Source organism: Spirosoma taeanense (assembly GCF_013127955.1).
Classification (GTDB): domain Bacteria; phylum Bacteroidota; class Bacteroidia; order Cytophagales; family Spirosomataceae; genus Spirosoma; species Spirosoma taeanense.
Genome location: NZ_CP053435.1, coordinates 1996805 through 2018133 on the forward strand (window position 1 = coordinate 1996805; position 21329 = coordinate 2018133).

At 53.0% G+C, this 21329-nt stretch carries 20 protein-coding genes; 12 read left to right on the forward strand and 8 right to left on the reverse strand.

All coding sequences use genetic code 11. The features are described 5' to 3' along the window. Positions 1 to 3: 3 nt before the first annotated feature. From HNV11_RS08470 to lepA, 3 genes are all read right to left on the reverse strand, one after another. Positions 4 to 540 carry a cupin domain-containing protein gene (locus tag HNV11_RS08470; protein ID WP_171739253.1) on the reverse strand — a complete coding sequence of 179 codons (537 nt, stop codon included), beginning with the start codon at positions 538 to 540 and terminating at the stop codon, positions 4 to 6. Between the two features lie 616 nt (positions 541 to 1156). After that, complete coding sequence (locus tag HNV11_RS08475; protein WP_171739254.1) at positions 1157 to 1564, reverse strand: hypothetical protein; 408 nt, start codon at positions 1562 to 1564, stop codon at positions 1157 to 1159. Positions 1565 to 1763: 199 nt separating this feature from the next. Then, positions 1764 to 3551 (reverse strand): translation elongation factor 4, encoded by a 1788-nt coding sequence (gene lepA, locus HNV11_RS08480; RefSeq protein ID WP_171739255.1) that lies wholly within the window; start codon positions 3549 to 3551, stop codon positions 1764 to 1766. Between the two features lie 520 nt (positions 3552 to 4071). On the opposite strand from lepA, the gene HNV11_RS08485 reads away from it, so the two are divergent. Continuing rightward, positions 4072 to 4557, forward strand: coding sequence for an Lrp/AsnC ligand binding domain-containing protein (locus HNV11_RS08485; RefSeq protein WP_171739256.1), 486 nt, complete (start codon positions 4072 to 4074; stop codon positions 4555 to 4557). Here HNV11_RS08485 and HNV11_RS08490 read toward each other — a convergent pair. Then, complete coding sequence (locus HNV11_RS08490; protein WP_171739257.1) at positions 4549 to 4881, reverse strand: L-dopachrome tautomerase-related protein; 333 nt, start codon at positions 4879 to 4881, stop codon at positions 4549 to 4551. The two genes, HNV11_RS08485 and HNV11_RS08490, sit on opposite strands and share 9 nt — an antisense overlap. Positions 4882 to 4897: 16 nt before the next feature. Beyond that, positions 4898 to 5125, reverse strand: coding sequence for a hypothetical protein (locus HNV11_RS08495; RefSeq protein ID WP_171739258.1), 228 nt, complete (start codon positions 5123 to 5125; stop codon positions 4898 to 4900). Positions 5126 to 5273: 148 nt separating this feature from the next. On the opposite strand from HNV11_RS08495, the gene hslV reads away from it, so the two are divergent. From hslV to HNV11_RS08510, 3 genes are all read left to right on the forward strand, one after another. Then, the gene (gene hslV, locus HNV11_RS08500; protein WP_171739259.1) at positions 5274 to 5813 is read left to right on the forward strand and encodes an ATP-dependent protease subunit HslV; all 540 of its coding nucleotides are present in this window, start codon (positions 5274 to 5276) and stop codon (positions 5811 to 5813) included. A gap of 114 nt (positions 5814 to 5927) precedes the next feature. Continuing rightward, a complete protein-coding gene (locus HNV11_RS08505) occupies positions 5928 to 7379 on the forward strand; it encodes a sensor histidine kinase (RefSeq protein ID WP_171739260.1) in 1452 nt (483 codons plus the stop codon). After that, positions 7333 to 7797: a response regulator gene (locus HNV11_RS08510; RefSeq protein WP_171739261.1), complete on the forward strand. Its 465-nt coding sequence runs from the start codon at positions 7333 to 7335 to the stop codon at positions 7795 to 7797. The genes HNV11_RS08505 and HNV11_RS08510 overlap by 47 nt, the downstream gene beginning before the upstream one ends. A 58-nt stretch (positions 7798 to 7855) precedes the next feature. Here the strand turns inward: HNV11_RS08510 and dacB are convergent, their stop codons facing one another. Further along, positions 7856 to 9400, reverse strand: coding sequence for a D-alanyl-D-alanine carboxypeptidase/D-alanyl-D-alanine endopeptidase (gene dacB, locus HNV11_RS08515; protein ID WP_171739262.1), 1545 nt, complete (start codon positions 9398 to 9400; stop codon positions 7856 to 7858). Between the two features lie 128 nt (positions 9401 to 9528). Between dacB and HNV11_RS08520 the strand changes: the two genes are divergently transcribed. The 4 genes from HNV11_RS08520 (at position 9529) to HNV11_RS08535 (ending at position 13853) form a co-directional block, all read left to right on the forward strand. Beyond that, on the forward strand, positions 9529 to 10959 hold the full coding sequence (locus HNV11_RS08520) for an MBL fold metallo-hydrolase RNA specificity domain-containing protein (RefSeq protein WP_171739263.1): 1431 nt from the start codon (positions 9529 to 9531) through the stop codon (positions 10957 to 10959). A gap of 93 nt (positions 10960 to 11052) precedes the next feature. Further along, positions 11053 to 12006, forward strand: coding sequence for an acetyl-CoA carboxylase carboxyltransferase subunit alpha (locus HNV11_RS08525; RefSeq protein WP_171739264.1), 954 nt, complete (start codon positions 11053 to 11055; stop codon positions 12004 to 12006). Positions 12007 to 12017: 11 nt separating this feature from the next. Continuing rightward, positions 12018 to 12647: an HAD family hydrolase gene (locus HNV11_RS08530; protein ID WP_171739265.1), complete on the forward strand. Its 630-nt coding sequence runs from the start codon at positions 12018 to 12020 to the stop codon at positions 12645 to 12647. Positions 12648 to 12701: 54 nt separating this feature from the next. Continuing rightward, positions 12702 to 13853 carry a site-2 protease family protein gene (locus HNV11_RS08535; protein WP_171739266.1) on the forward strand — a complete coding sequence of 384 codons (1152 nt, stop codon included), beginning with the start codon at positions 12702 to 12704 and terminating at the stop codon, positions 13851 to 13853. Between the two features lie 3 nt (positions 13854 to 13856). Here the strand turns inward: HNV11_RS08535 and HNV11_RS08540 are convergent, their stop codons facing one another. Next, the gene (locus tag HNV11_RS08540) at positions 13857 to 16388 is read right to left on the reverse strand and encodes a M1 family metallopeptidase (RefSeq protein ID WP_240163854.1); all 2532 of its coding nucleotides are present in this window, start codon (positions 16386 to 16388) and stop codon (positions 13857 to 13859) included. Between the two features lie 123 nt (positions 16389 to 16511). On the opposite strand from HNV11_RS08540, the gene HNV11_RS08545 reads away from it, so the two are divergent. Next, positions 16512 to 17780 (forward strand): asparagine synthetase B, encoded by a 1269-nt coding sequence (locus HNV11_RS08545; protein ID WP_171739268.1) that lies wholly within the window; start codon positions 16512 to 16514, stop codon positions 17778 to 17780. 15 nt (positions 17781 to 17795) lie between these two features. Here the strand turns inward: HNV11_RS08545 and HNV11_RS08550 are convergent, their stop codons facing one another. Further along, positions 17796 to 18050: a DUF6582 domain-containing protein gene (locus tag HNV11_RS08550; RefSeq protein ID WP_171739269.1), complete on the reverse strand. Its 255-nt coding sequence runs from the start codon at positions 18048 to 18050 to the stop codon at positions 17796 to 17798. Positions 18051 to 18329: 279 nt separating this feature from the next. Between HNV11_RS08550 and HNV11_RS08555 the strand changes: the two genes are divergently transcribed. Genes HNV11_RS08555 through HNV11_RS08565 form a run of 3 tightly spaced genes read left to right on the forward strand, consistent with a single transcriptional unit; the run spans position 18330 to position 21323 of the window. After that, the gene (locus HNV11_RS08555; protein ID WP_171739270.1) at positions 18330 to 19448 is read left to right on the forward strand and encodes a sensor histidine kinase; all 1119 of its coding nucleotides are present in this window, start codon (positions 18330 to 18332) and stop codon (positions 19446 to 19448) included. Beyond that, positions 19445 to 20557, forward strand: a complete 1113-nt coding sequence (locus HNV11_RS08560; RefSeq protein WP_240163857.1) for a sensor histidine kinase — start codon at positions 19445 to 19447, stop codon at positions 20555 to 20557. Before HNV11_RS08555 ends, HNV11_RS08560 begins: the two co-directional genes overlap by 4 nt. Further along, positions 20538 to 21323, forward strand: coding sequence for a LytR/AlgR family response regulator transcription factor (locus tag HNV11_RS08565; protein WP_171739271.1), 786 nt, complete (start codon positions 20538 to 20540; stop codon positions 21321 to 21323). Before HNV11_RS08560 ends, HNV11_RS08565 begins: the two co-directional genes overlap by 20 nt. Positions 21324 to 21329 lie beyond the last annotated feature (6 nt).

Genomic DNA, 21329 nt, shown 5'->3' on the forward strand with positions numbered 1-21329 from the left:
CGTTTACTTCGTTATCGGCGGACCTATGGTCTCCGCACCGTGCTTCCGCGATAGTTGTTGTTCTTCGGCAAAGGTTGGTGGTCGTTTAAAGGCGTTCATTTCCTTGAAGAACTCCTCCAGCGTGCCCGCCGGCTGCAACAGGTATAGCATTTTTCCTTTATCTGAAAGTTGCAGCCAGGTGTGGGGAATATTTCGGGGCAGGAAAATGGTGTCATTCGCTTTCAGCGTCTGTCTTTCCTCGCCCACCTGAAACAAAAATTCTCCTTCCACTACGTAGAAAACCTCGTCCTGATGAGGGTGCATATGCAGCGAAGGGCCGATTTTGGCAAATCCTTCATACTCAAAAACGGAGAACTGCCCACCGGTGTCTTTTGCGGAAATTTTAACCAGGTTTGGATTGACACCCGCAAACAGGATAGGCTCGTTGAATCGGTCTTTGCCCGCTTCAACCGTAAAGTTTTTTCCAGTTGCTGATGCCGGGCTGACGGGTGAGGCCGATGTATTCAGGGCGTTTTCTTCTGGAAGATTTTGACGTTGCATAATCAGGATTAGTTAAGGTGATACGCAAAAGTCTATTGGTTTTCAGTAAGGTTGGTGGTAAAAAATGGCAGTATTTAACTTGAGTTACGGTGCGTCATTAAGAATTACTGCTGCTTAGCCTAGAGACATCAGCCGCTATGGTAGCAGACTGATGGTGTGCGCTTTTGAGGTTGTTGTCTCGTTTCCTTCGTAGTAAGCAAGAATTACACACCCGTCGAATAAACTCCTGTTGAATTGGCCCTATATGGGGAATATGACCAACGGCGGGTACAATCCATAAATTGGCTTGTGGAATGTTTTGATACATTTCCCCGAAGAATGAATCTTTAATGCATCAAGGGCAACGTGTTTCCAGTTTCTGTTTCGTTTCATCCATATCTGGGTGTACCGGCGGTTAACCGTTTGTTCGGCCATGGGCGCATTCCTGACGGGTTTAATGACTTCCCTGCCCGTAGTGAGCACGGCTCCTTGAATACCATGACCTCTTCTAGCGTAACTTCCAATAAGAAGTAATCAATGAGCCCCGTTCGTACTGCCCATTTTGCTTCGGCTAGCTTTACGATGTTATTGGTGGGGCTATTTACCGCGAAGTCTTCGGCCCAAATCTTGTAAAGTGCTACCGTGTCGTGCTGGACAATAGTCGCAGCTTGCGCTTTCTCCAGTTGCCGGATTTCCTTTTCAATAGCGGAGGATGTCTAGGCGTTAACCACCGACGCTGTATACAAGCAGCATAGGAATAAGTAAGGAGGAGCTTACTAATCTGATCAATGCCATGGGCTTCCGATTTCAATTCCTTAAACTTTTCTGTTAAAAATGTCTCTACAATGTGGATCATTTCTCTATAATTATCCGTGCTGTTCAACCAGGAATTAATCAGCCGGATTTCTTTTGAAAAGACCGATTCCGCATCGATGCCGTTGTTGGTTAGTTCATAGGCTGGAATATGCGTAAGGTGGTATAACGCTCGGGTCGAAAGTTTGAGGAAATGAATGATAGGTTTCAGCTGCAATTGGGTTCCAACCATGAGATTTGAATCAATTAAATTTTAGCTGAAACTTCGGACTGTGCATTTTCAGGATAAGGTTAAATTATCCGCGAACGGCTCGCTTCCCTTCTGGGAAGCGAGCCAATATGACGTAATGAGTTAATTAGCGTTGTGGTTTAAAAACAGCGAAGCCAGCCTCATTACGGGCTGGCTTCGCTGTTTTTAAAATGGAAGTGGCTTAGTTAATCTTCAGAACGGCCATGAATGCTTCCTGCGGAATTTCGACGTTGCCGACCTGGCGCATGCGTTTCTTTCCTTTCTTCTGCTTTTCGAGCAGTTTACGTTTCCGGGAAATATCACCCCCGTAACATTTCGCCAGAACGTCCTTACGTAACGCTTTTACGGTTTCGCGGGCAATGATCTTCTGACCGATGGCGGCCTGAATCGCGATCTCGAACTGTTGACGTGGCAGCAGTTCGCGGAGTTTTTCGCAGAGTTTCTTGCCCCACTCATAAGCCTTATCGCGGTGAACGATGGCCGAGAGCGCATCCACGCGGTCGCCGTTGAGCATGATATCGAGCTTGACCATGGTCGACTCCCGGTTGCCGATAAACTCATAGTCAAGCGAAGCGTAACCGCGCGAAATAGTTTTGAGCTTATCGAAGAAATCGAAGACGACCTCGGCGAGCGGCATCTCAAACTGAAGCTCAACCCGATCCTGGGTCAGATACACCTGATTTTTCAGCAGGCTTCGCTTATCCATGCAAAGGCCAATGATGGCCCCGACGTACTCAGACTTCGTAATTATCTGCGCCCTGATGAACGGCTCTTCAATCCAGTTGATCGTGCTGGGATCGGGCATATCGGCCGGGGCTGATACCGTCAGCGTTTCATCTTTGGTGGTGAACACTTCAAACCGTACCGAAGGAACCGTCGTGATCACGGTCATGTCGAATTCGCGTTCGAGCCGTTCCTGCACAATTTCCATGTGCAGCATGCCCAGGAAGCCGCAACGGAAGCCAAAGCCCAGAGCCGCCGACGTTTCGGGTTCCCAGACCAGAGCCGCGTCGTTGAGCTGAAGTTTTTCCATGGCCTCACGCAGATCTTCAAACTCGCTCGTTTCGACGGGATAGATACCGGCAAAGACCATGGGTTTCACCTCCGAAAAGCCCTGGATAGCCTGGGTCGCCGGCCGATCCATCGACGTAATGGTGTCGCCAACCTTAACTTCTTTGGCAACTTTGATTCCCGAGATCAGGTAACCTACGTCGCCACACTCGATCACATCTTTGGGTACCTGTACCAGCCCGAGCGTGCCGACCTCATCGGCAATATATTCCCGGCCGGTGTTCATGAACTTAACCCGGTCGCCTTTGCGAATCCGGCCGTTCTGCACCCGGAAGATAACCTCAATGCCCCGGTAGGAATTGAAATGGGAGTCGAAGATAAGGGCCTGCAGCGCACCATCCGGATCGCCTTTGGGTGCGGGAATCCGCTCGACGATAGCCGCCAGGATTTCGGGAACACCGATGCCTTCCTTACCGCTGGCCGGAATGATCTCGTCGCGTTCGCAGCCGAGCAGGTCAACCATCTCGTCCTTTACCTCTTCGGGCATGGAGCCCGGCAAATCGATTTTGTTCAGGACCGGGATGATCACCAGGTCGCTGTTCATGGCCAGATACAGGTTCGAGATTGTCTGAGCCTCAATGCCCTGTGAGGCATCCACAAGCAGCAGTGCCCCTTCGCAGGCGGCAATCGAGCGCGACACCTCGTAGGAGAAGTCGACGTGACCCGGCGTATCGATCAGATTCAGCGTGTACGTTTCCCCATTATGGGTGTAATTCATCTGAATGGCGTGGCTCTTGATGGTAATGCCACGCTCCCGTTCAAGGTCCATATCGTCCAGCAACTGCGCCTGCATGTCGCGGGCACCAACCGTCTTGGTATACTCAAGCAGGCGGTCGGCCAGCGTACTTTTGCCGTGGTCAATGTGGGCGATAATGCAAAAATTGCGGATATGTTTCACGTTGGAATAACGGAGGAGTCTTTCGTAATAAACCACAAAAATAGACAAAAAAGTCCGCGTTTGGGTCAGGTCGGCGCTGCGCCTAAAAAACAAACGCCGACCTCAGCGAGATCGGCGTGTTCAATTACACTTCATCAACAAACTAAAATCATTCGGCCTGTTGCCGGATCGCCGGAGCGATCAATGCTGTAGGAGGGGGACTCGAACCGCCCACGGTGCAGTTAGCCACAGTACAACTTCTGGTGGTCAACCCCAGTCGCTCCGAAGAGCGGCATTATGCTGCGTTTATCCTTTATCACCACCCCCGAGACAGGAGGGCACGTCTGCCAATTTCGACATCCTACAGTGTGAAAAAAAGGTGCCAAGAAGATCGGCGTGTGACCCCGCTCGATCAACTTGACAATGCAAAGATAAAGCAGCTTTCTGTTTCGTTGCAAATTTTACATAAAAATTTCTTAAAATTTATAATAGATTTAAAAAGTGGCTACTTTTGTTAGCATTCATCAAAAAGTCCCCGAAGATGACCGAGAAAAATTTAGAAATTGATAATACAGACCTGAAAATTCTGAGCCTGCTCATGCAGGATGCGAATATGGCGTACACGGAAATTGGTAAGCGCATCTTCGTATCGGGGGGGACAGTGCACGTCCGAATGAACAAAATGAAGCAGATGGGGATTGTACGCGGATCACAACTGGTCATTGATCACACCAAGCTGGGCTGGGATATCAGCGCGTTTCTGGGAATTTATCTCGACAAAAGCTCGCTCTACGCCGAAGTGTCCGTGCAGCTGGAAAAAATCCCCGAAGTGGTCAATGTTCATTACACAACGGGTATCTACAGCATCTTTGCCAAGATAGTCTGCCGCGATACGCAGCATTTACGGGAGGTTCTGCACGACAAGATTCAGAAAGTGAGCGGTATTCAGCGAACCGAAACCTTTATTTCGCTTGAAGAAAGCGTTAACCGGCCGATTCCATTCAGCGACCTGAAGGAGTTATCCTGACTTTTGCGGATCAGCGGTGGTCGACGGGTGCTTCATCAGTACACTGCGGCTTTTACCGGTTTTCAGATCCAGCACGACCAGACACGCCCGGCCGGGGTCGGGCAGATAAGCTACCTGCCGACCAGGGTCTACCTGTACATCGTTCAGGCTGGCCTGGCTGAGCGGCACATCCTCAACGACGTACGTATGCGTAATCTGGTTTGTAGTTAGGTCAACTCGGAGCAACTTAACCCCAGCGGGTATGGATTTGCCGAAGTTGGGATTGGCCGGGTCAAACACCCAAAGCGCATCGTCCTGATAAATGAACAGCGCCTGTACGCTCACAAAATGCTGCTGTAGGTTAACCGTATCCCACTGGTTCCAGCTGGCATCGGAAACGGGATGCGCTGCCCGTCTTTCCGTTCAACCAGGCCGTATTCATACGTATCGGTCCAGCGGGAAAGAAAACAAACAGCCGCTGCCTGACCGAGATAGTCATGCCGACGGGCTGATAGGTGCCAACGGAAACAATTCCTTCCAAACGGGGTGTGTCGGATTGGGCCAGACTCATCATCGAGGTCAGCAGCACGAACAAGAAAGCGGTTCTTATACGCGTTCTCTAAACTGGTTCCCTTGCGAAACCAACGCCTGATCAGTTTGTTTACTCGCTTTTTTAGGGGTAAGGCGGACGAAAAGCGTCGTTGCTGTGTTAATCCAATCGACACAAATCACAATTCATGCAACCAAAGATTCACGCAACGACCGTAGTGGGTATCCGCCACAACGGTCATGTTTCACTCGGAGCCGATGGACAGGCTACCATGGGCAATACCGTAGCCAAAAGTAATGTGCGCAAAATCCGGGTTCTAATGGGCGGTAAAGTGCTGGCGGGTTTTGCCGGCTCTACGGCCGATGCCTTTACCCTCATTGAACGATTTGAAGAAAAACTGAATGCCTACGGCGGCAACCTCAAACGGGCGGCTATTGAACTGGCCAAGGACTGGCGTACGGACCGGTACCTACGAAAACTTGAAGCCATGCTGATTGTCGCGTCGAAAGAGGACCTGCTGATCGTATCCGGTACGGGCGATGTACTTGAACCGGATCACGACATTGCCGCTATCGGTTCGGGGAGTATGTTCGCGCAGTCGGCGGCCGTCGCCCTCAAGAAGCATGCGCCCAGCCTGTCGGCCGAGGAAATGGTCCGTGAAAGTCTGCATATTGCGGCCGACGTCTGCATCTATACGAATCATAATCTGGTGGTTGAGACGTTGTAACCCAGACGTTCCTGACCGGACTTAGCCCGGTCATATTGTGAGTTGTTTGTATATTTGCAACCAGTCATATATACCACCGTAATGGCCCTTTTGCAACACTCTTCCAACGTCCCGATGAACCGGCGCATCGCGCTGGGGTTTGTGCTGGCAGTTGTGCTGATTGCGCTGGGGTTTGCAATGTCGTTCTACAGCTATGATCAATATAGCAGGGATAGTCAGCGTGTGCAGCATACGCATCAGGTAATCGGCCAGTTAGATGACCTTCTATCGGCGCTGAAAGATGTCGAATCCGGCACGCGTGGGTATCTGATTACGGGCGAAAATTTCTTTCTGGAATCGTATTACACTGCGCTGCCGCTGGTACCGAAGGAACTTACCCAGCTTCGGCAATTAACGGCTGATAATCCGGCGCAGCAGCAACGTGTCGATACACTGGCTCGTTTAGTTGAGGCTAAAATAAAGATTTGTCAGCGGCAGGTAAAGGAAGCCAACGGCTTGACGTCGGCCACGCGCAATGCGTACCTGCACGTGGGCAAAGTGCGGATGGACCTTATCCGGGTTGAGGTAGCCCGCATGATTGATACCGAAGAAGGGTTGCTGAAGCAGCGCAGCGAACAGGCCGACCGCTCGTTTCGTAATGCGTTGATTGTTATCTTCTCGCTATCACTGCTAACGTTTGTGGTGCTGGCCATTTCGTATCGTCTGCTGGAGAACGAACTCGCCCGACGGCAGCAAACCGAAGACCAGCTGCGGGCCTACGAAGCCCGGCTAAAAGAACAGATCCGGCAACTGGAAGCGTCCAACGAAGAGCTGGAGCGGTTTGCCTTTGTGGCCAGTCATGATCTGCAGGAACCGCTGCGTAAAATTCAGTCGTTCGCTAATCTGATCATGGGGCGCTACGCCAACCTGTTCGACGGGGATAGTGCGATGTTTATGCATAAAATCAGTCACTCGGCTGAGCGAATGTCGAAGCTGATCAAAGATCTGCTGAATTTTTCCCGCATTTCCAACCATCGGGAGGACTTCAAGCCGGTTCGATTGAATAACATCATTCAGCACATCCTCGAAGACCAGGAACTGCGGATTAAAGGATTGAATGTTCAGCTTGAAGTGGGTCCGCTGCCGGTGGTTCAGGCGGTAGCCAGCCAGATGGATCATCTGTTTGCCAACCTGATTTCCAACGCACTTAAATTCTCGCGGCCAGATGTCCAGCCAAAGCTGCGCATTCACGCCCGGCCAATTTTCGGTAGCGATTATCCGGAACTGATTTCGGATCGTCGCTATTTTGAGATTACCATTGAAGACAATGGTATTGGTTTTGACGTAAAGTATTTAGATCATATTTTTAAGGTTTTTCAACGATTGCACGGCAAGACTGCGTTTGAAGGAACTGGTATTGGCCTGGCTATCTGTAAGCGGGTTGTAGTCTATCATCACGGCTATATCACTGCCCGCAGTCAGCCGGATCAGGGTACCACATTTGTTGTTATACTTCCCGAAAGCCAGTCGTCAAATGACTATGACCAATCAAACTCATCCAAAGCCTATTCATATTCTGCTGGTTGACGATGATGAGGACGACCGCTACCTCACGCGTGAAGCTTTTCACCAGCATTATCCATCCAGCCGCATTTCGTTTGCCGAGGATGGAGAGGATTTGCTGGACTTTTTGAATTATCAGGGCCGCTACATTGGTGCTGAGCACACCCTGCCCGAACTGATTCTGCTGGACCTGAATATGCCCCGTAAAGATGGCCGGGAAGCGCTGCGCGAAATTAAAGCCAGCGATCAGTTTCGTCATATTCCGATTGTGGTTCTGACTACCTCGGATGCTAAAGACGATATCGAAACCTCTTATTACAACGGAGCTAACAGCTTCATTACCAAGCCGCCAACTTTTCAGCGGCTTAGTGAAGTAACGAAAGCGATTGGCCAGTACTGGTTCAATGTCGTGACGATCTGCGACCACGACGGTGAAGAGTAAAGCTTTGTAAAGGTGGGCCGACCGGGCTATACAAACAGCCCGGTCGGCCCACCTTTGTTTACCTGCCCTTAAGGCTCACCAGATTGACAAATAACTTTTCCAGGGCTGCTGTAACCGCCCGATTCTGACCGGGCGTGAATTTGTTCACCAGTACGCAGAAGCTCAACCGTTCGCCATCGGCAGCGGTAAAGTAACCGGCATAAGCCCGGACCCCCTCGATAGAGCCGCTTTTGGCCCGAATTTTGCCCGCTGCCGCTGTTCCGCGCGCCAGACTCCTTACCGTGCCGGTCTGGCCAACCACGGGAATTGTCTCGTAGAACTGCGGAAACGCTTTCTCCCTACCCATTGCGCTCAGAATGCCTGTCATATTATCGGCCGTGAGCGCACCTACCGTCGACAGACCGCTACCGTCGCGGATTCGGAAGCCATCCAGATTGACGCCCTTATTTTTCCAGAACGTAATCAGAGCCTCCAGACTAGCTTCGGTCGAGCGGACACGTTTATCCAGGCTTAAGGCCGTTGTGCGCAGCAGGGCTTCGGCGTAAAGGTTAATGCTCTGAAAGTTTGTCTGCTGGACCAGCTCCGTCAGGACTGGCGATTTATGCTGGCTGAGAATGGTTCGGCTGCCCCCCGTGGGAAATGTAATCGGCTGGCCGCCCCCCACCGACAGCGGCTGCTCACTAACCGGGATGTTGTTCTGTTGTAGCTGTTCGCGGAGGGCGTGGGCCGCAAAGTAGGCCGGGTCGGGCAGCGAGCCTTTTACGCTGAATTCGTTGGCGGGTTCGCCCATGGGTACTTTGCCCGTAAGCCACTGCTGGTTTTGAAACGGGGCACCGTAGATGTTTACCTGGTCGCCGGTGTTGCGCGCATCGGTGGTCACCGAATTGCGGAACGTCAGGTAGGGCAGGGACGGGTCCGTTCGGGCCACGCTGGCGGCAGCGCCGATGCTCCGGCCGACGTTGAAGAACACCCGGTACAGATTCTCGTTGATATTCAGAGCGCTCAGACTGGCCCCATAATAGTTGCCGAGGTCGCCGAAGGGCCAGGTGCCGGGCGTTGTGAGGTCCGGATACAGGCTGGCATCGCCTACGACGGCGCCCTGTATCCGGCGGATACCGGCCGCCCGAACGGCATCTGACCAGCTTTTCAGCAAGGCTGATAGATCATAGTAGTTCGTAAATCGCCAGCTGCCCAGCGAAGGGTCACCCGTACCGCGAACGTAGAGGTTGCCGATCAGAATGCTGTCCTGAACGCGCCCGTCATACTCCAGAAAGGTCGTGTACGTATAGTTTCCGCCGAGGACGGCCAGTGCCGTTGCCGTTGTAATCAATTTTAGCGTTGAAGCCGAGGGAAGACTTTGCCGGGCGTTATAGCCAATAAGTTCTTCTCCATCGCTTACCCGCCGAACTGACAACGCAACAGTACCAAACCGAACGGCGGGCGACGATTGAAACGCTTCGACCTGATTTAGTAGCCGTTGCGTTGCCAGCGAGTCGGTGGCGGGATTACGCTGCGCGGCTGCAGTTGTCGGGCGGCAAACAATAGGAAAACAAACTAGCAGAAAACGGAGTAAAAGAAGGGGCGATTGGGACAGAAAGCGCATTTGGGAACGGTTAGGCGATTCGGACTGCATTTCGTACTTTTGCAAACTTACGTCAACCACCTGACTTGTTAATAGGCCAAACCTGAACGAGACATCGAACAAACGACATTGTATAGTAAGCTGTACGCATGAAAATATCATTTCTGGGGGCGGCCCGGCAGGTTACCGGCAGTATGTATCTGCTGGAACTGGAAGACGATTATCGCATCCTGATTGACTGTGGGTCGGATTTGGAGCGGTCCGGTGCCAATGGTCAAACTGCCCCAACTACTCCGCAACCGGGCTTTTTCCCGTTTGAGGCTTCAAGTATCAATTTAGTGCTGCTAACCCACGCTCACGTTGACCATTCGGGCAACCTGCCAAATCTGTATCGCGAAGGGTATGAAGGCCAGATTCTTTGTACGGAGCCTACCTTTGCGCTGACGAATGTGCTCCTGCGGGATGCGGCCTCGTTGAATCAAAAGCGCATCAATGAGCTGAATGCCAGTAAGAAACAGCGGGTTAGGGATCGGCAGGCCCAGATGCAGAAAGACCTGTACCTGGATAAGCAGGTTCGGGAAGCGATGGAGAACGTTGTGCCCATTGCCTTCAATAGAAAGTTTAAGATAGCTGATGGGGTGGACGTAACCTTTATTCCGGCGGGGCATCTGCTGGGCGCGGCCCACATCCTGATCAACGTGGTGGAGAACGGCGAACAGAAAAGCATCTGTTTCTCGGGTGACATTGGCCGTAAAAACTACCCGCTGCTGGTTGATCCGGCACCCGTACCGCCGGTCGATTATCTGATTTGCGAAAGTACCTACGGGAACCGACTACACGAGAATATGCAGTCGCCCGAGGATGCGCTGGCCGACGTCATTCAGCGGACGTGTATCGACATTCCGGGGCGGTTGATTATTCCTTCCTTCAGCGTTGGCCGGACGCAGGCTCTGCTCTATACACTCAACCGGCTCTATACCGAACGCGGTTTCCCGCCCATCCGGGTATTCTCCGACAGCCCAATGGCGTTTGAAAGCTCCAAGATTTACCTCCAGCATGTGAAGATGCTGAGCGGTGAAGCCAAGGAGTTCTATCGGGAGAACGAAACCTTGTTCGACTTTCAGAACTTCCAGTTTCTGGAATCGTCGAAGGCCAGTAAAGCCGTGTCGAACTATGACGAGCCGTGCATCATCATCTCATCGTCAGGCATGGTGCAGGGGGGGCGGGTCGAGTATCACGTTGCCGAAAACATCAGCAATCCCTATTCAACCATTCTGATCATTGGTTACTGCGCCGAGGGAACGCTCGGCTGGCGGCTCCTCAATGGGCAGTCGACGCTGAGCATCAAGGGAAAAGACCATCAGGTGCTGGCCAATATTGAGAAGATCGACGTATTCAGCGGACACGGCGACCGGAACGATCTGATGAACTTTATCGGCATGCAGTCGCCTGAAAGGCTCAAAAGAGTTTTTCTGGTTCACGGCGAATACGAGAGTATGGAGTCCTTCCGAGACACGCTGGCCGAAGCCGGTTATCCGCAGGTAGTTATTCCGAAAAAAGGCGAGACTTTTGACTTATAAATTGATGAAGGGCGAACGATAAAGCTGGCTCCGCAATGAGCCCTTTTCATCGCTCAGCGTTCATAATCATACCGGCGACCCGGTCATCCCTGAATGAGAACATATCTTGATTTTGAAAAACCCATTGCCGACCTCGAAGCGCGGCTGGAAGAGACCAAACGCCTGGCTCAGACCAGTAATGTAGACGTTAGTGATGCCGTAACGATTCTCGAGCAGAGCATTGACCGGCTGCGTCGGGAGATCTTCCAGAACCTGACCCGCTGGCAGCGGGTTCAGCTGTCGCGTCACCCCGACCGGCCTTATACGCTCGACTATATTTCGCTGATGTGCGATCAGTTCGTGGAACTGCACGGCGACCGTACCGTTCGCGATGATCCGGCGATGGTGGGAGGTTTCTGCGAAATCGACGGGCAGACGGTTATGATTATCGGGCAGCAGAAAGGCCGCAATACCAAGCAACGGCAGCAGCGTAACTTCGGCATGCCTAACCCCGAAGGCTACCGCAAGGCGCTGCGGCTGATGAAACTGGCTGAAAAATTTAACAAGCCCATCATTACGCTCATCGACACACCGGGGGCGTTCCCTGGTCTGGAGGCCGAAGAGCGCGGACAGGGGGAGGCCATTGCCCGCAACCTGAAAGAAATGTTCATGCTGACGGTGCCGGTCATCTGTATCGTAATCGGCGAAGGTGCATCGGGCGGGGCGCTGGGTATTGCCATCGGCGACCGCGTGCTGATGCTCGAAAACACCTGGTATTCGGTTATTTCGCCTGAAAACTGCTCAACTATTCTCTGGCGGAGCTGGAATTTCAAGGAGCAAGCTGCTGAAGCCATGAAACTGACGGCCAAGGATATGACGACCTTTAAACTGGTGGACGGCATTGTGGAAGAGCCGCTGGGGGGCGCTCATAACGACCATCAGGAAATGGCTCATCATCTCAAAACGGTTATCCTCGACGCGCTGAATGAACTCAACGCCATTGATCCGCAGGCACGCATTGAGCAGCGAATCGAAAAGTTCTGTTCGATGGGGGTTGTGGTAGAGTAACTGGCTGGACCATGATAAAGAATCTGATTTTTGATCTCGGTGACGTAATTATTCCGATTGACCTGACGGCGCCCATCCGCAACTTCGCCATGCTGGCCAATCTGCCGGAAGAAGAAGTGCAGGCCATCTGGAAACAGCACCAGTTCATCAATCATTACGAAACCGGGCTGATTGACGACGTGGCCTTTCGGGGACACGTTCGGCAACTACTCCGGAATGACAACTGGGCTGATGAGGTTATTGATACGGCCTGGAATACGGTACTGCTCGACCTGCCCGTGGAACGTATTGAGCGACTGGGGGAGCTGAAGTCCAATTACCGGCTGTTTCTGCTGAGCAATACCAGTCCGATTCACATTCGACGGGTAAATCAGGTGCTCATGGGGCTGAACCTGCCGACGCTGGAATCGCTTTTTGACCGGGTATTTTATTCCTATGAGGTTCGACTGGCAAAGCCGTCGCCGGAGATTTACCAGCACGTGCTGAGCAGTGAGGGACTGGTTGCTGAAGAAACGGCTTTCTTCGACGACAATGCCGCGAACATCCGGGCCGCGTCCGAGTTAGGTATTCAGGCGGTACACGTTCAGCCACCCAAAACCATTCTTGATTATTTAGACCAGACGCTTCAGGCCGGGCCGTAGGCGCATAATCATCCGATTACGCATTTAGCCCCCGTCCTTCAGTGGCTTCATACCATGAGTCAACGTACGAAAACCTACCTCCTTCACGGAGGTCTTTTTTTGCTCACGCTCGTCACAACCACCATGGCCGGGGCCGAGTGGATGTTCGGGCGGCTGTTTATTCCGCTGCCAGGAATGACAACGCTCGGCTGGCCGGAGTTTGTGGCCGGGCTGCAATTTTCACTTCCGTTTCTGGCTATCCTGACGGTGCACGAGTTCGGGCATTATTTCACGGCGAAGGCCAACCGGGTGCGCGTAACGCTGCCTTACTACATTCCGCTCTGGCTTGGCATTGGCCAAAGCATCGGAACGCTGGGGGCGTTTATTCGCATTCAGGATTACATTAACAGCCGCCGGAAGTATTTCGATATTGGCATTGCCGGGCCACTGGCCGGGTTTGTGCTGGCGCTGGTAGTGCTGTGGTATGGATTCACGCACCTGCCCGACCCGTCGTTTATCTTCACCATCCATCCGGATTATGCAAAGTATGGTCTGGATTACGGTAAGTATGTGTACAATAACCTGCCGGAAGGCGCAGCCGTGGGGCTGGGCGACAATCTGCTGTTCAACTTCTTCAAAACATACGTAGCCGACCCGGCGCGAGTGCCGCATCCCAACGAGATGGTGCATTACCCGTACCTGATGGCGGGTTATCTCGCGCTGTTTTTTACCTCACTCAACCTGATTCCTATTGGCCAGCTGGACGGCGGACACATTCTGTATGCGCTCATCGGTCGGGAGCGATTCGGGTGGGTAGCACCCGCCCTGTTTATTGTTTTTGCGTTTTATTCCGGGCTGGGCTTATTCAAACCCGCCATTTTTGCTGAGCTGTCCGACGATAAATTCTACACCGAGCTGGGCTGGTTCGCGCTGTACATCGGATTTCTGTATCTGGCGTTCATGCGCATCAGCGAGAACCGCATGACATCCCTGCTGATTACGTTAAGCATCGTGGTTACCCAACTGATTTTCTCCTGGCTGCGGCCGGACTGGGAAGGCTATTCTGGGTTTCTGGTTTTCGTGTTCGTGCTGGGGCGATTCCTGGGAATCTATCACCCCGAAACTGAACTGGAGGAACCACTGGATACCAAACGGCTGGTGCTGGGCTGGCTGGCCTTGCTGATTTTTGTGCTGTGCTTCAGTCCCAAACCGTTTCTGGTTTCATGAGCCTTACCGGGTTTCATAGAGCAATCGGCTGGCCCGGAATGGCCCATCGGCTGCCTGCAGCAGCTTAGCCCGCAGGCGCGGGTTATAGCCCGGCCGATTGGCCAGAAACTGCCGTACGAGCTGGGTTGTAGCGGGTGTCTGGTAGGCCGAAAGGGTTGACCGCAACCAGGATTCGGGAAAGAAAATATCGCCGGTGCGTTGAATTTCTTCGAGTAGCTCCAGGCTTTTGGGCAGATACTTCGCCGACGTTTCCGCTCGCAGCGGATGGTGCAGATACCCCAGGGCGGCCGTCACCCAGGCTTCATGGTCGCGGTTAGCTTCCATAGCCAGTGAAGCAAAAAAGGCGTCGCGCTCCGAGACGTTGGTTGATAGAGCAGGCATCATAATATCCAGACGCTTTTTCCGATCCGGATTTTTAATCCGTCCTAACTGGCGCTGCAAAATATTGTCGGCAGGATAGTCGCGCACGGCCAGCGCAAGGGCCAGCGCGGTATAGTCATCTTCGGTAAGGGTTACGCCCTCGGGCGCTTTCTGCTCGCTCCAGATGGCATATAGCCGCTCCTGGGCTGGCGGACTGAACGCGATGTTCTGATACAGGCGAAACAGCAGCTTTTTACGGCCCGCAACGGTTACGTGTTCCATCGCCTGCCAGGCGTCCTGTTCAACGGCAGTGGCTAAAGCCGGCCGGTCTTCGGGTCTGGTGAAATTCCAGACGATGTCGGAGAGCTGACCGGTCAATAGGCGCAGGTTCAACTCCTCCGTTTCCCGGCTCAGCAGCGTACGGTAGTGTTCGGCCAGTTGCGCCGGTCGGATAACCGACCCCGCTAGCATGTTCTCGTATAGATTGATATAAGCCGCGGCCCGCGTTACCGGATTGCTAAGCGTTCCTACTTTGGGTATCATGGCCAGATCTACGGGAAACAGACCGTAGCCCTGTCCCGACGAGTTGAATACAACAAACGATGGGGCTGGCTTACCCACAGCTTCCGCCAGCGCAACCTGCGACTGATTCATCGGCACGGTCAGTTCCTCCGTATGATCCGGGTATATCAGCATCACTTCAAAGGACTGTGGCCAGATTCGGTTGGAGCCGTCTTCGCCTGTCTGCGAAACGACAAACTGACTAATTTTTCCGTTGGCCGTTTCGAGCTTATAGGTGAATTTGGGTCGTCCTGTTTCGCTTACCCAGACCTGGTTCCAGGCGTTTAGATCAACCGGCGTGCGGGCGTCCAGAATAGTAATCAGATCGGTCCAGGTCGCATTGCCAAAGGCGTATTTTTTCAGATACTCGCGCAGTCCGTCGCGGAGGGCGGGTTTTCCCATGAGTCGCTCCAACTGCCGCATCATGATCGGGGCTTTGTGGTAGATAATACCCCCGTAAAGCGTTCCGGCTTCCTGCAAATTTCCCAGCGGCTGGCCAATGGGGTTGGTGCCCTCGGTCCGGTCGACGGCGTAGGCAGCCGGGAAATGGTCCGTGACGAACTGAAGATCGTAATTGGCGTCGGGTATAGAGGTTTCGGTAATCTTGTCGGCCATGAAATTGGCGAAAACTTCCTTCAGCCAGACATCGTTGAACCAGCGCATCGTAACCAGGTCGCCAAACCACATATGGGCCGTTTCGTGGGCGATCAGCGTGGCGCGGGAAAGCTTCTGATCGCGGGTGGCACCAGCATCCAGAAACAGACTCGACAGCCGGTAATCAATGGCGCCAACGTGCTCCATGCCGCCGTACTGAAAATCAGGAATGGCCGCGAAATCGAATTTCTGAAAGGGATAGGGAATCTGCGTGTAGTCTTCCAGAAATTGTAAAGCGTTGGCGTGTAGATGGAAAATCGTATCCAGACTCAGCCGGATTTTGGTCGCGTCGGTTTCGCGGTGAAGCAGCGTCATGGACCGCTTCGCCACTGTTCGCTGAACCGGCGTGAATTTGCCCGCCACAAACGAGAAGAGATATGTAGGCATAACGCTGGATGGCAGAAACGTCAGGGCTTTCCGCTCGCCGGTTGCCGATGAGTCACGCAGAGGAGCGTTGGTCATGGCCTGCCAACCGGCCGGGACCGTCAGCGACAGTTGAAACGACGCCTTTAAATCGGGTTGATCGAAGCATGGAAAGACCGTGCGGGCGCGGTCGGGCACCAGCAACGTATACAGGTAGTCATCGTTGCGGTTCAGCGATAGATTCCCAGCCGTGAACCGGATGCTAATTGAATTACGTCCGGGCTTCAGAAAAGCAGGAGAAATCAGGATATGTTCGCTTTCAAATGCAACCGGAATATCCAGACCGTTGACTGAAACATTCTGCAAATGAGTACGTTCTTCCTTAAAATCGAGCTGTAACGAAGCCCTGTTTTTTTGCCAGTCGAACGTAAGGGTTTCCGTGGCCGGAATGGGCTGGGTTTTCTGATCTGGAATATCGAAATGCAGCGCATAAGTCAATTGGCGGATAGTCTGCGCCCGGACCTTGGCCAGCGTTTGTGACACGCCCGTTTCGACGGGCAATGAACCATTGGGAACCGATTGGCGACTGCAGGCCATAGCAAACAGGAAAAGAACAGAAATAAGCGTAACGCCGTAACGAGTAACTTGTAAGAAATTCCAGACCATTCAGGTAGCGGTTTGGCAATAAGTTAGTAAGGTGAGTCAAAAATAACGCGCTTCATGAAACGGCATCTCCTTTTTCTTCTGGTTATTTGGGCCGTTGTCGGCCGGGTTACGTCGGGCTGGGCTAATTCCATCCTGATCCCGATGGACGATCAGCAGGCCAATCACCTTAAGGCCTATGGTATCGCTTATAAAGTGCTGAAAGATGATCAGGAAGTTGACTGGCTGCTGAACTATCGGGGTGGCAGCTTTCTGATCAAACAGACGTCGGCCTTTGAAACCGAGTGCCGGGTGCGGGGCGTTTCGTTCGAGGTCCTGAGCGATGCCAAAGCGGCTTCGTTACGTCAGCAACTGGCCGACCCGGACCTGAACATGAACGTGGTGACGCTTCAGAAGGCCGCCAAAATTATTGTGTACTCGCCAATCAAGGTCAGCCCCTCGGAGTTTGAAAATACCGACGCCGTGCTGCTGGTCCTGACCTATGCCGAGATTCCTTATGAGGTGGTTTACGATGAGGAAATTCTGAAGGGCGAGCTGCCTAAATACGACTGGCTGCACCTCCACCACGAAGATTTTACGGGGCAGTATGGCCGGAATCTGCATCGGCAGTCGCTGGCCGACATTAAAGCCCAGGAAGATATTGCCAAAAAATATGGCTTCGCCAAAGTATCGCAGATGAAGCTGGCGGTGGCCAAAGCGATCAAAGAGTTCTGCGCCGGGGGCGGGTACCTGTTCGCGATGTGTTCGGGCGCCGAAACCTTCGACATTGCCCTGGCGGCCGAAGGCGTGGACATCGTTGGCAGTAGCTACGACGGCGACGGCGTTGATCCTGATGCGCAGTCGAAACTGGACTTCAGCAAGTCGGTGGCGTTTGAAAATTTTACGCTCGAAGGCGATAATGGCTACCGGGGCTATTCAACTTTTTCAGACATTAACTCGACGGGCGGCCGGGGCTATGACCAGCCGGGGGGCTTCTTTGAGCTGTTCAACTTTTCGGCCAAGTGGGATGTCATTCCGGCCATGCTAACCCAGAATCACGAGTCGATCATTAAAGAGTTTATGGGTCAGACAACGGCCTTCCGCAAATCGGCCGTTAAACCGAGCGTACTGGTCATGGGCGAAGGCAAGACATCTCACCGATATCTGTATGGTGAACTTGGCCGGGGGCAGTGGACGTTCTACGGCGGTCACGACCCCGAGTCCGTGCGGGGCGGGGGCTTTCGAAACCCCACCGACCTGAATCTGCACCCGCACTCGCCCGGTTATCGATTAATTCTCAATAACGTCCTGTTTCCGTCGGCCCGGAAGAAAAAACGCAAGACGTAACCGCTCCGACGGCGGTTAGTCGCTGATGTCTACGTCGTGTTTTTTGGCGGCTTTTCGAATCCGGTTTTTAATAACCTCTACCTCGTCCTTATCGTACTTGGCTGCGTTGTCTTTGTGATTGATATACGACCAGGCGGCCCGTACGTGCTCAGGCGTATCAATCGGGTACTTTTTGTTGGTTGGGTCGGCAAATTCAACGTCGCCGTATTTGTGCTCGCCTTCCGCTGGGCGAACGTCGTCGCGCCGGTCAATTTTAGGGTCGTTTGCCATGACTGTTTTCGGATTGTTCATCCAGGCAACCAATGAGTGAAACCAATGTTTACCGGTTGCCTAAGCCGCTATAGCTATCCGGCGTATTATTAGAGAACGGCCCGGCGATTACACGCCTATTTGTTCATACGATTCATCCCCTGTTTTTCTCAGTTCATCCGCCTTTTGGTTCAGTTCGTACGGGGGTGGCACAGGTTTTGTCCGTCAATTTCCTAGTTTCGGGGCTTCACCTGTACGCGTCCGTGTGTGCCGGTGAAGCCCGTTTTCTGTAACCTGACCATGCCCATCGATCTGTCACCCGAAACGAGCCAGTCTGCCCTCAGCGGTCGGCCGGTGCTGCTTCCTGCGCGGCAATGGTGGTATGTCTTTGGGGCCTTTGCCTGGACGGTGCCAATTGGAAATTACATTCTTCTGGGCGACCGGTACTGGACCGACTGGCGGTTGCTGATAACCGCTACGGTGTTTTTGTATACCTTCTATGCCTTTGCCATCTTTGCCTGCGGATGGGTAGCCAACCAGACCGAAAAGCGCTACTCAGAGGTTAGCCAGACGCTCTATCGAATGGGAGTTATGTTCGGAGGAGTGCTGGCCGTTACGCTCCTGACAATCTGCCTGACCTTACTGGCTTATGCATTCATTCCGCTGCTTTCCATCGCAATCACTCCCGAATTGTGGAGCAATCTGTTGCGGCTGGGTTTTATCTTCGACCTGCTGTTCTGCCTGGCGCACGGCTGTCTGTTTCTGCTGGGCAAATGGCGCGAAAAGCAGATGGAAAAAGAAGGTCTGCAGCGGCTCCAGATTGAAAATCAGCTCGATGCGCTCAAAACGCAGGTCAATCCGCACTTTCTGTTCAATAGCCTGAACTCGCTTTCTTCCCTGATTGGGGAGGACGCACAACGCGCCGAAAAGTTCGTTGATGCGCTGGCGCACGTCTATCGGTATATGCTGCGTAGAGATCCGGTTGATGACCCCGGCCGCGACCGTGATCTGGCGACACTCGAAGACGAGCTGCGGTTCGCCACTTCCTACGCGTATTTGCTCACTACACGCTACGGAACCGGCATTTCGTTCCGCTTCAACGTGGATATGGCATATCGGGACTGTTACTTGCCCCGGTTAACGCTCCAGACCTTGATTGATAACGCAACCCGACACAATACTATCAGCCCGGACCGGCCCCTGTGTATTGAGATCAGTACGGCCAACACCGGGCGTTTGCTGGTGCGCAACAACCGGCAGATCCGGGTGCGCCGGGTTGATGGCGGGCAGGGAAGTCTGTCGGCGCTGATTGTCCGGTATCAGTTACTGGGTAAACGCATTCCGTCCATTGCTGAAAACGAATCGCATTTTTCAGTCTGGTTACCGCTTATTCCGTCCAGACAGGCCATCACTGCATGAAGACGATTATGGACATAGTGCTCCGGTGGCCGCCCTGGATCAGCCTACGCAGTCGGCAGGTGTATTGGCTGTTGATGCCTTGCCTGAGCGTGGTTGTGACCTATTCCCTTTTCGGGCCCCTGCTGACTACGCATATTGGGCTATTTGGGCTGGCCCTGCTGCAGGCTGCAGTGGTGATTACCGCCATGTTTACAGTTTACGACCCGGTGCTTCGTCTGATTACCCGCCGGTATCCGAATCTGTCGCAGACGCCCCAGCGGGTGCTGCTCAATGCCGCCTTCTTATTCCTATTTACGTCGCTGATCGAGCAGGTTGTGTTTTATGCTTACGTCCAGTCGGGGCTGCTGCCCGCAGCTTACGGGACTGGCCAACTGCTGAGCCTGTTTGTTTACGGGCGGGTCGGCAACATTGTTACTATTTTTCTTTACGAAAGCCTGTACACGATGCGCCGGTGGCAGGAAAACCTGGCGGAGTCTGAGCAGTTGAAAAAAGCCAATCTGCAAAGTCAGTTCGAAAGTCTGAAAAATCAGGTCAACCCTCACTTTCTGTTCAATAGCCTGAACTCGCTTTCGTCGCTGATTGCCGACGAACCCGACAAGGCAGAGCAGTTCGTGGATGAAATGGCCAAGGTGTACCGTTACCTGCTTCAGACTAATCAGTCGCAACTCACGACGCTGTCTGCCGAGCTGGAGTTCGTTGACTCGTATTATCACCTGCTGAAAACGCGCTACCAGGCCGGTATTGAACTACAGGTCGACGTAGCGCCGGATTACTACCTGTACCGGCTGCCGCCCCTGACCCTGCAGATGCTGCTGGAAAATGCTGTTAAACACAACATAATCCAAGCGAACCGACCGCTTACGCTGGAAATCAAAACCCGGCCCGCCGAATCTGGTAGTTCGCCGGAAGGAGCCGCCGAACTGCTGGTTCGTAACAACCTTCAGCGCAAAAACACCCGAACCCTGTCTAATCAGGTGGGCTTGTCTAATATTGAGGCTAAATACCGACTGCTGGCTCAGAATGAGCCGATTGTGGGGGAGGCCGATGGTTATTTTAGTGTTATCTTACCCCTGTTAACCCCGCTTAATCATGAACGTGCTGATCGTTGAGGACGAAGACCTGGCTGTCCGTAAACTGCAGAAATTAGTAGCCGAAGTAGATCCTACCCTCTCGATTGCGGGAGTAACGGCGAGCATTGAAGATACCGTAGACTGGCTGGAAAAGCATCAGACGACCAATGCGCCGGACCTGATCTTCATGGATATTGAACTGGCCGACGGGCAGAGTTTTGAGATATTTGAGCGGGTGAACGTACAGAGCACGGTCATTTTTACGACTTCTTATGATGAATACGCCCTGCAGGCCTTTAAGGTTAATAGCATTGATTACCTGCTGAAACCCATTCAGAAAGAAGATCTGCAGCGGAGCCTGAAAAAGTTTCGCGATCTGCGCGGTAATGGCCCCGCGGCCGAAACCCCGGCGCTCAACCTCGATAAACTCTTGCGTGAACTGCAGTTAGGCCAGCAGCCGAAAGATTACCGCAAGCGATTCCTGGTTCGGCAGGGGCAGCGGCTGCTTTCGGTCGAAACGAGCGAAATCTCTTATTTCTTTACCGATGAGCGATTCAGCTTTTTCCGAACGCATAACAACCAGAAGTTTCTGGTGGATTACACCCTCGACGAACTGGCTGATTCGCTCGATCCCTCAAACTTCTATCGAATCAATCGGAGCGTCATCGTTACCCACCGGTCGGTTGATCAGATGCAGCCGTATTTTGGTAACCGCCTGGCCCTGACGCTTCGCCCGGGGTTCGATAAGGAAGCCATCGTTAGCCGGGAAAAAGTGACCGAGTTTAAAAAATGGATGGGGAAATAGCCCGGG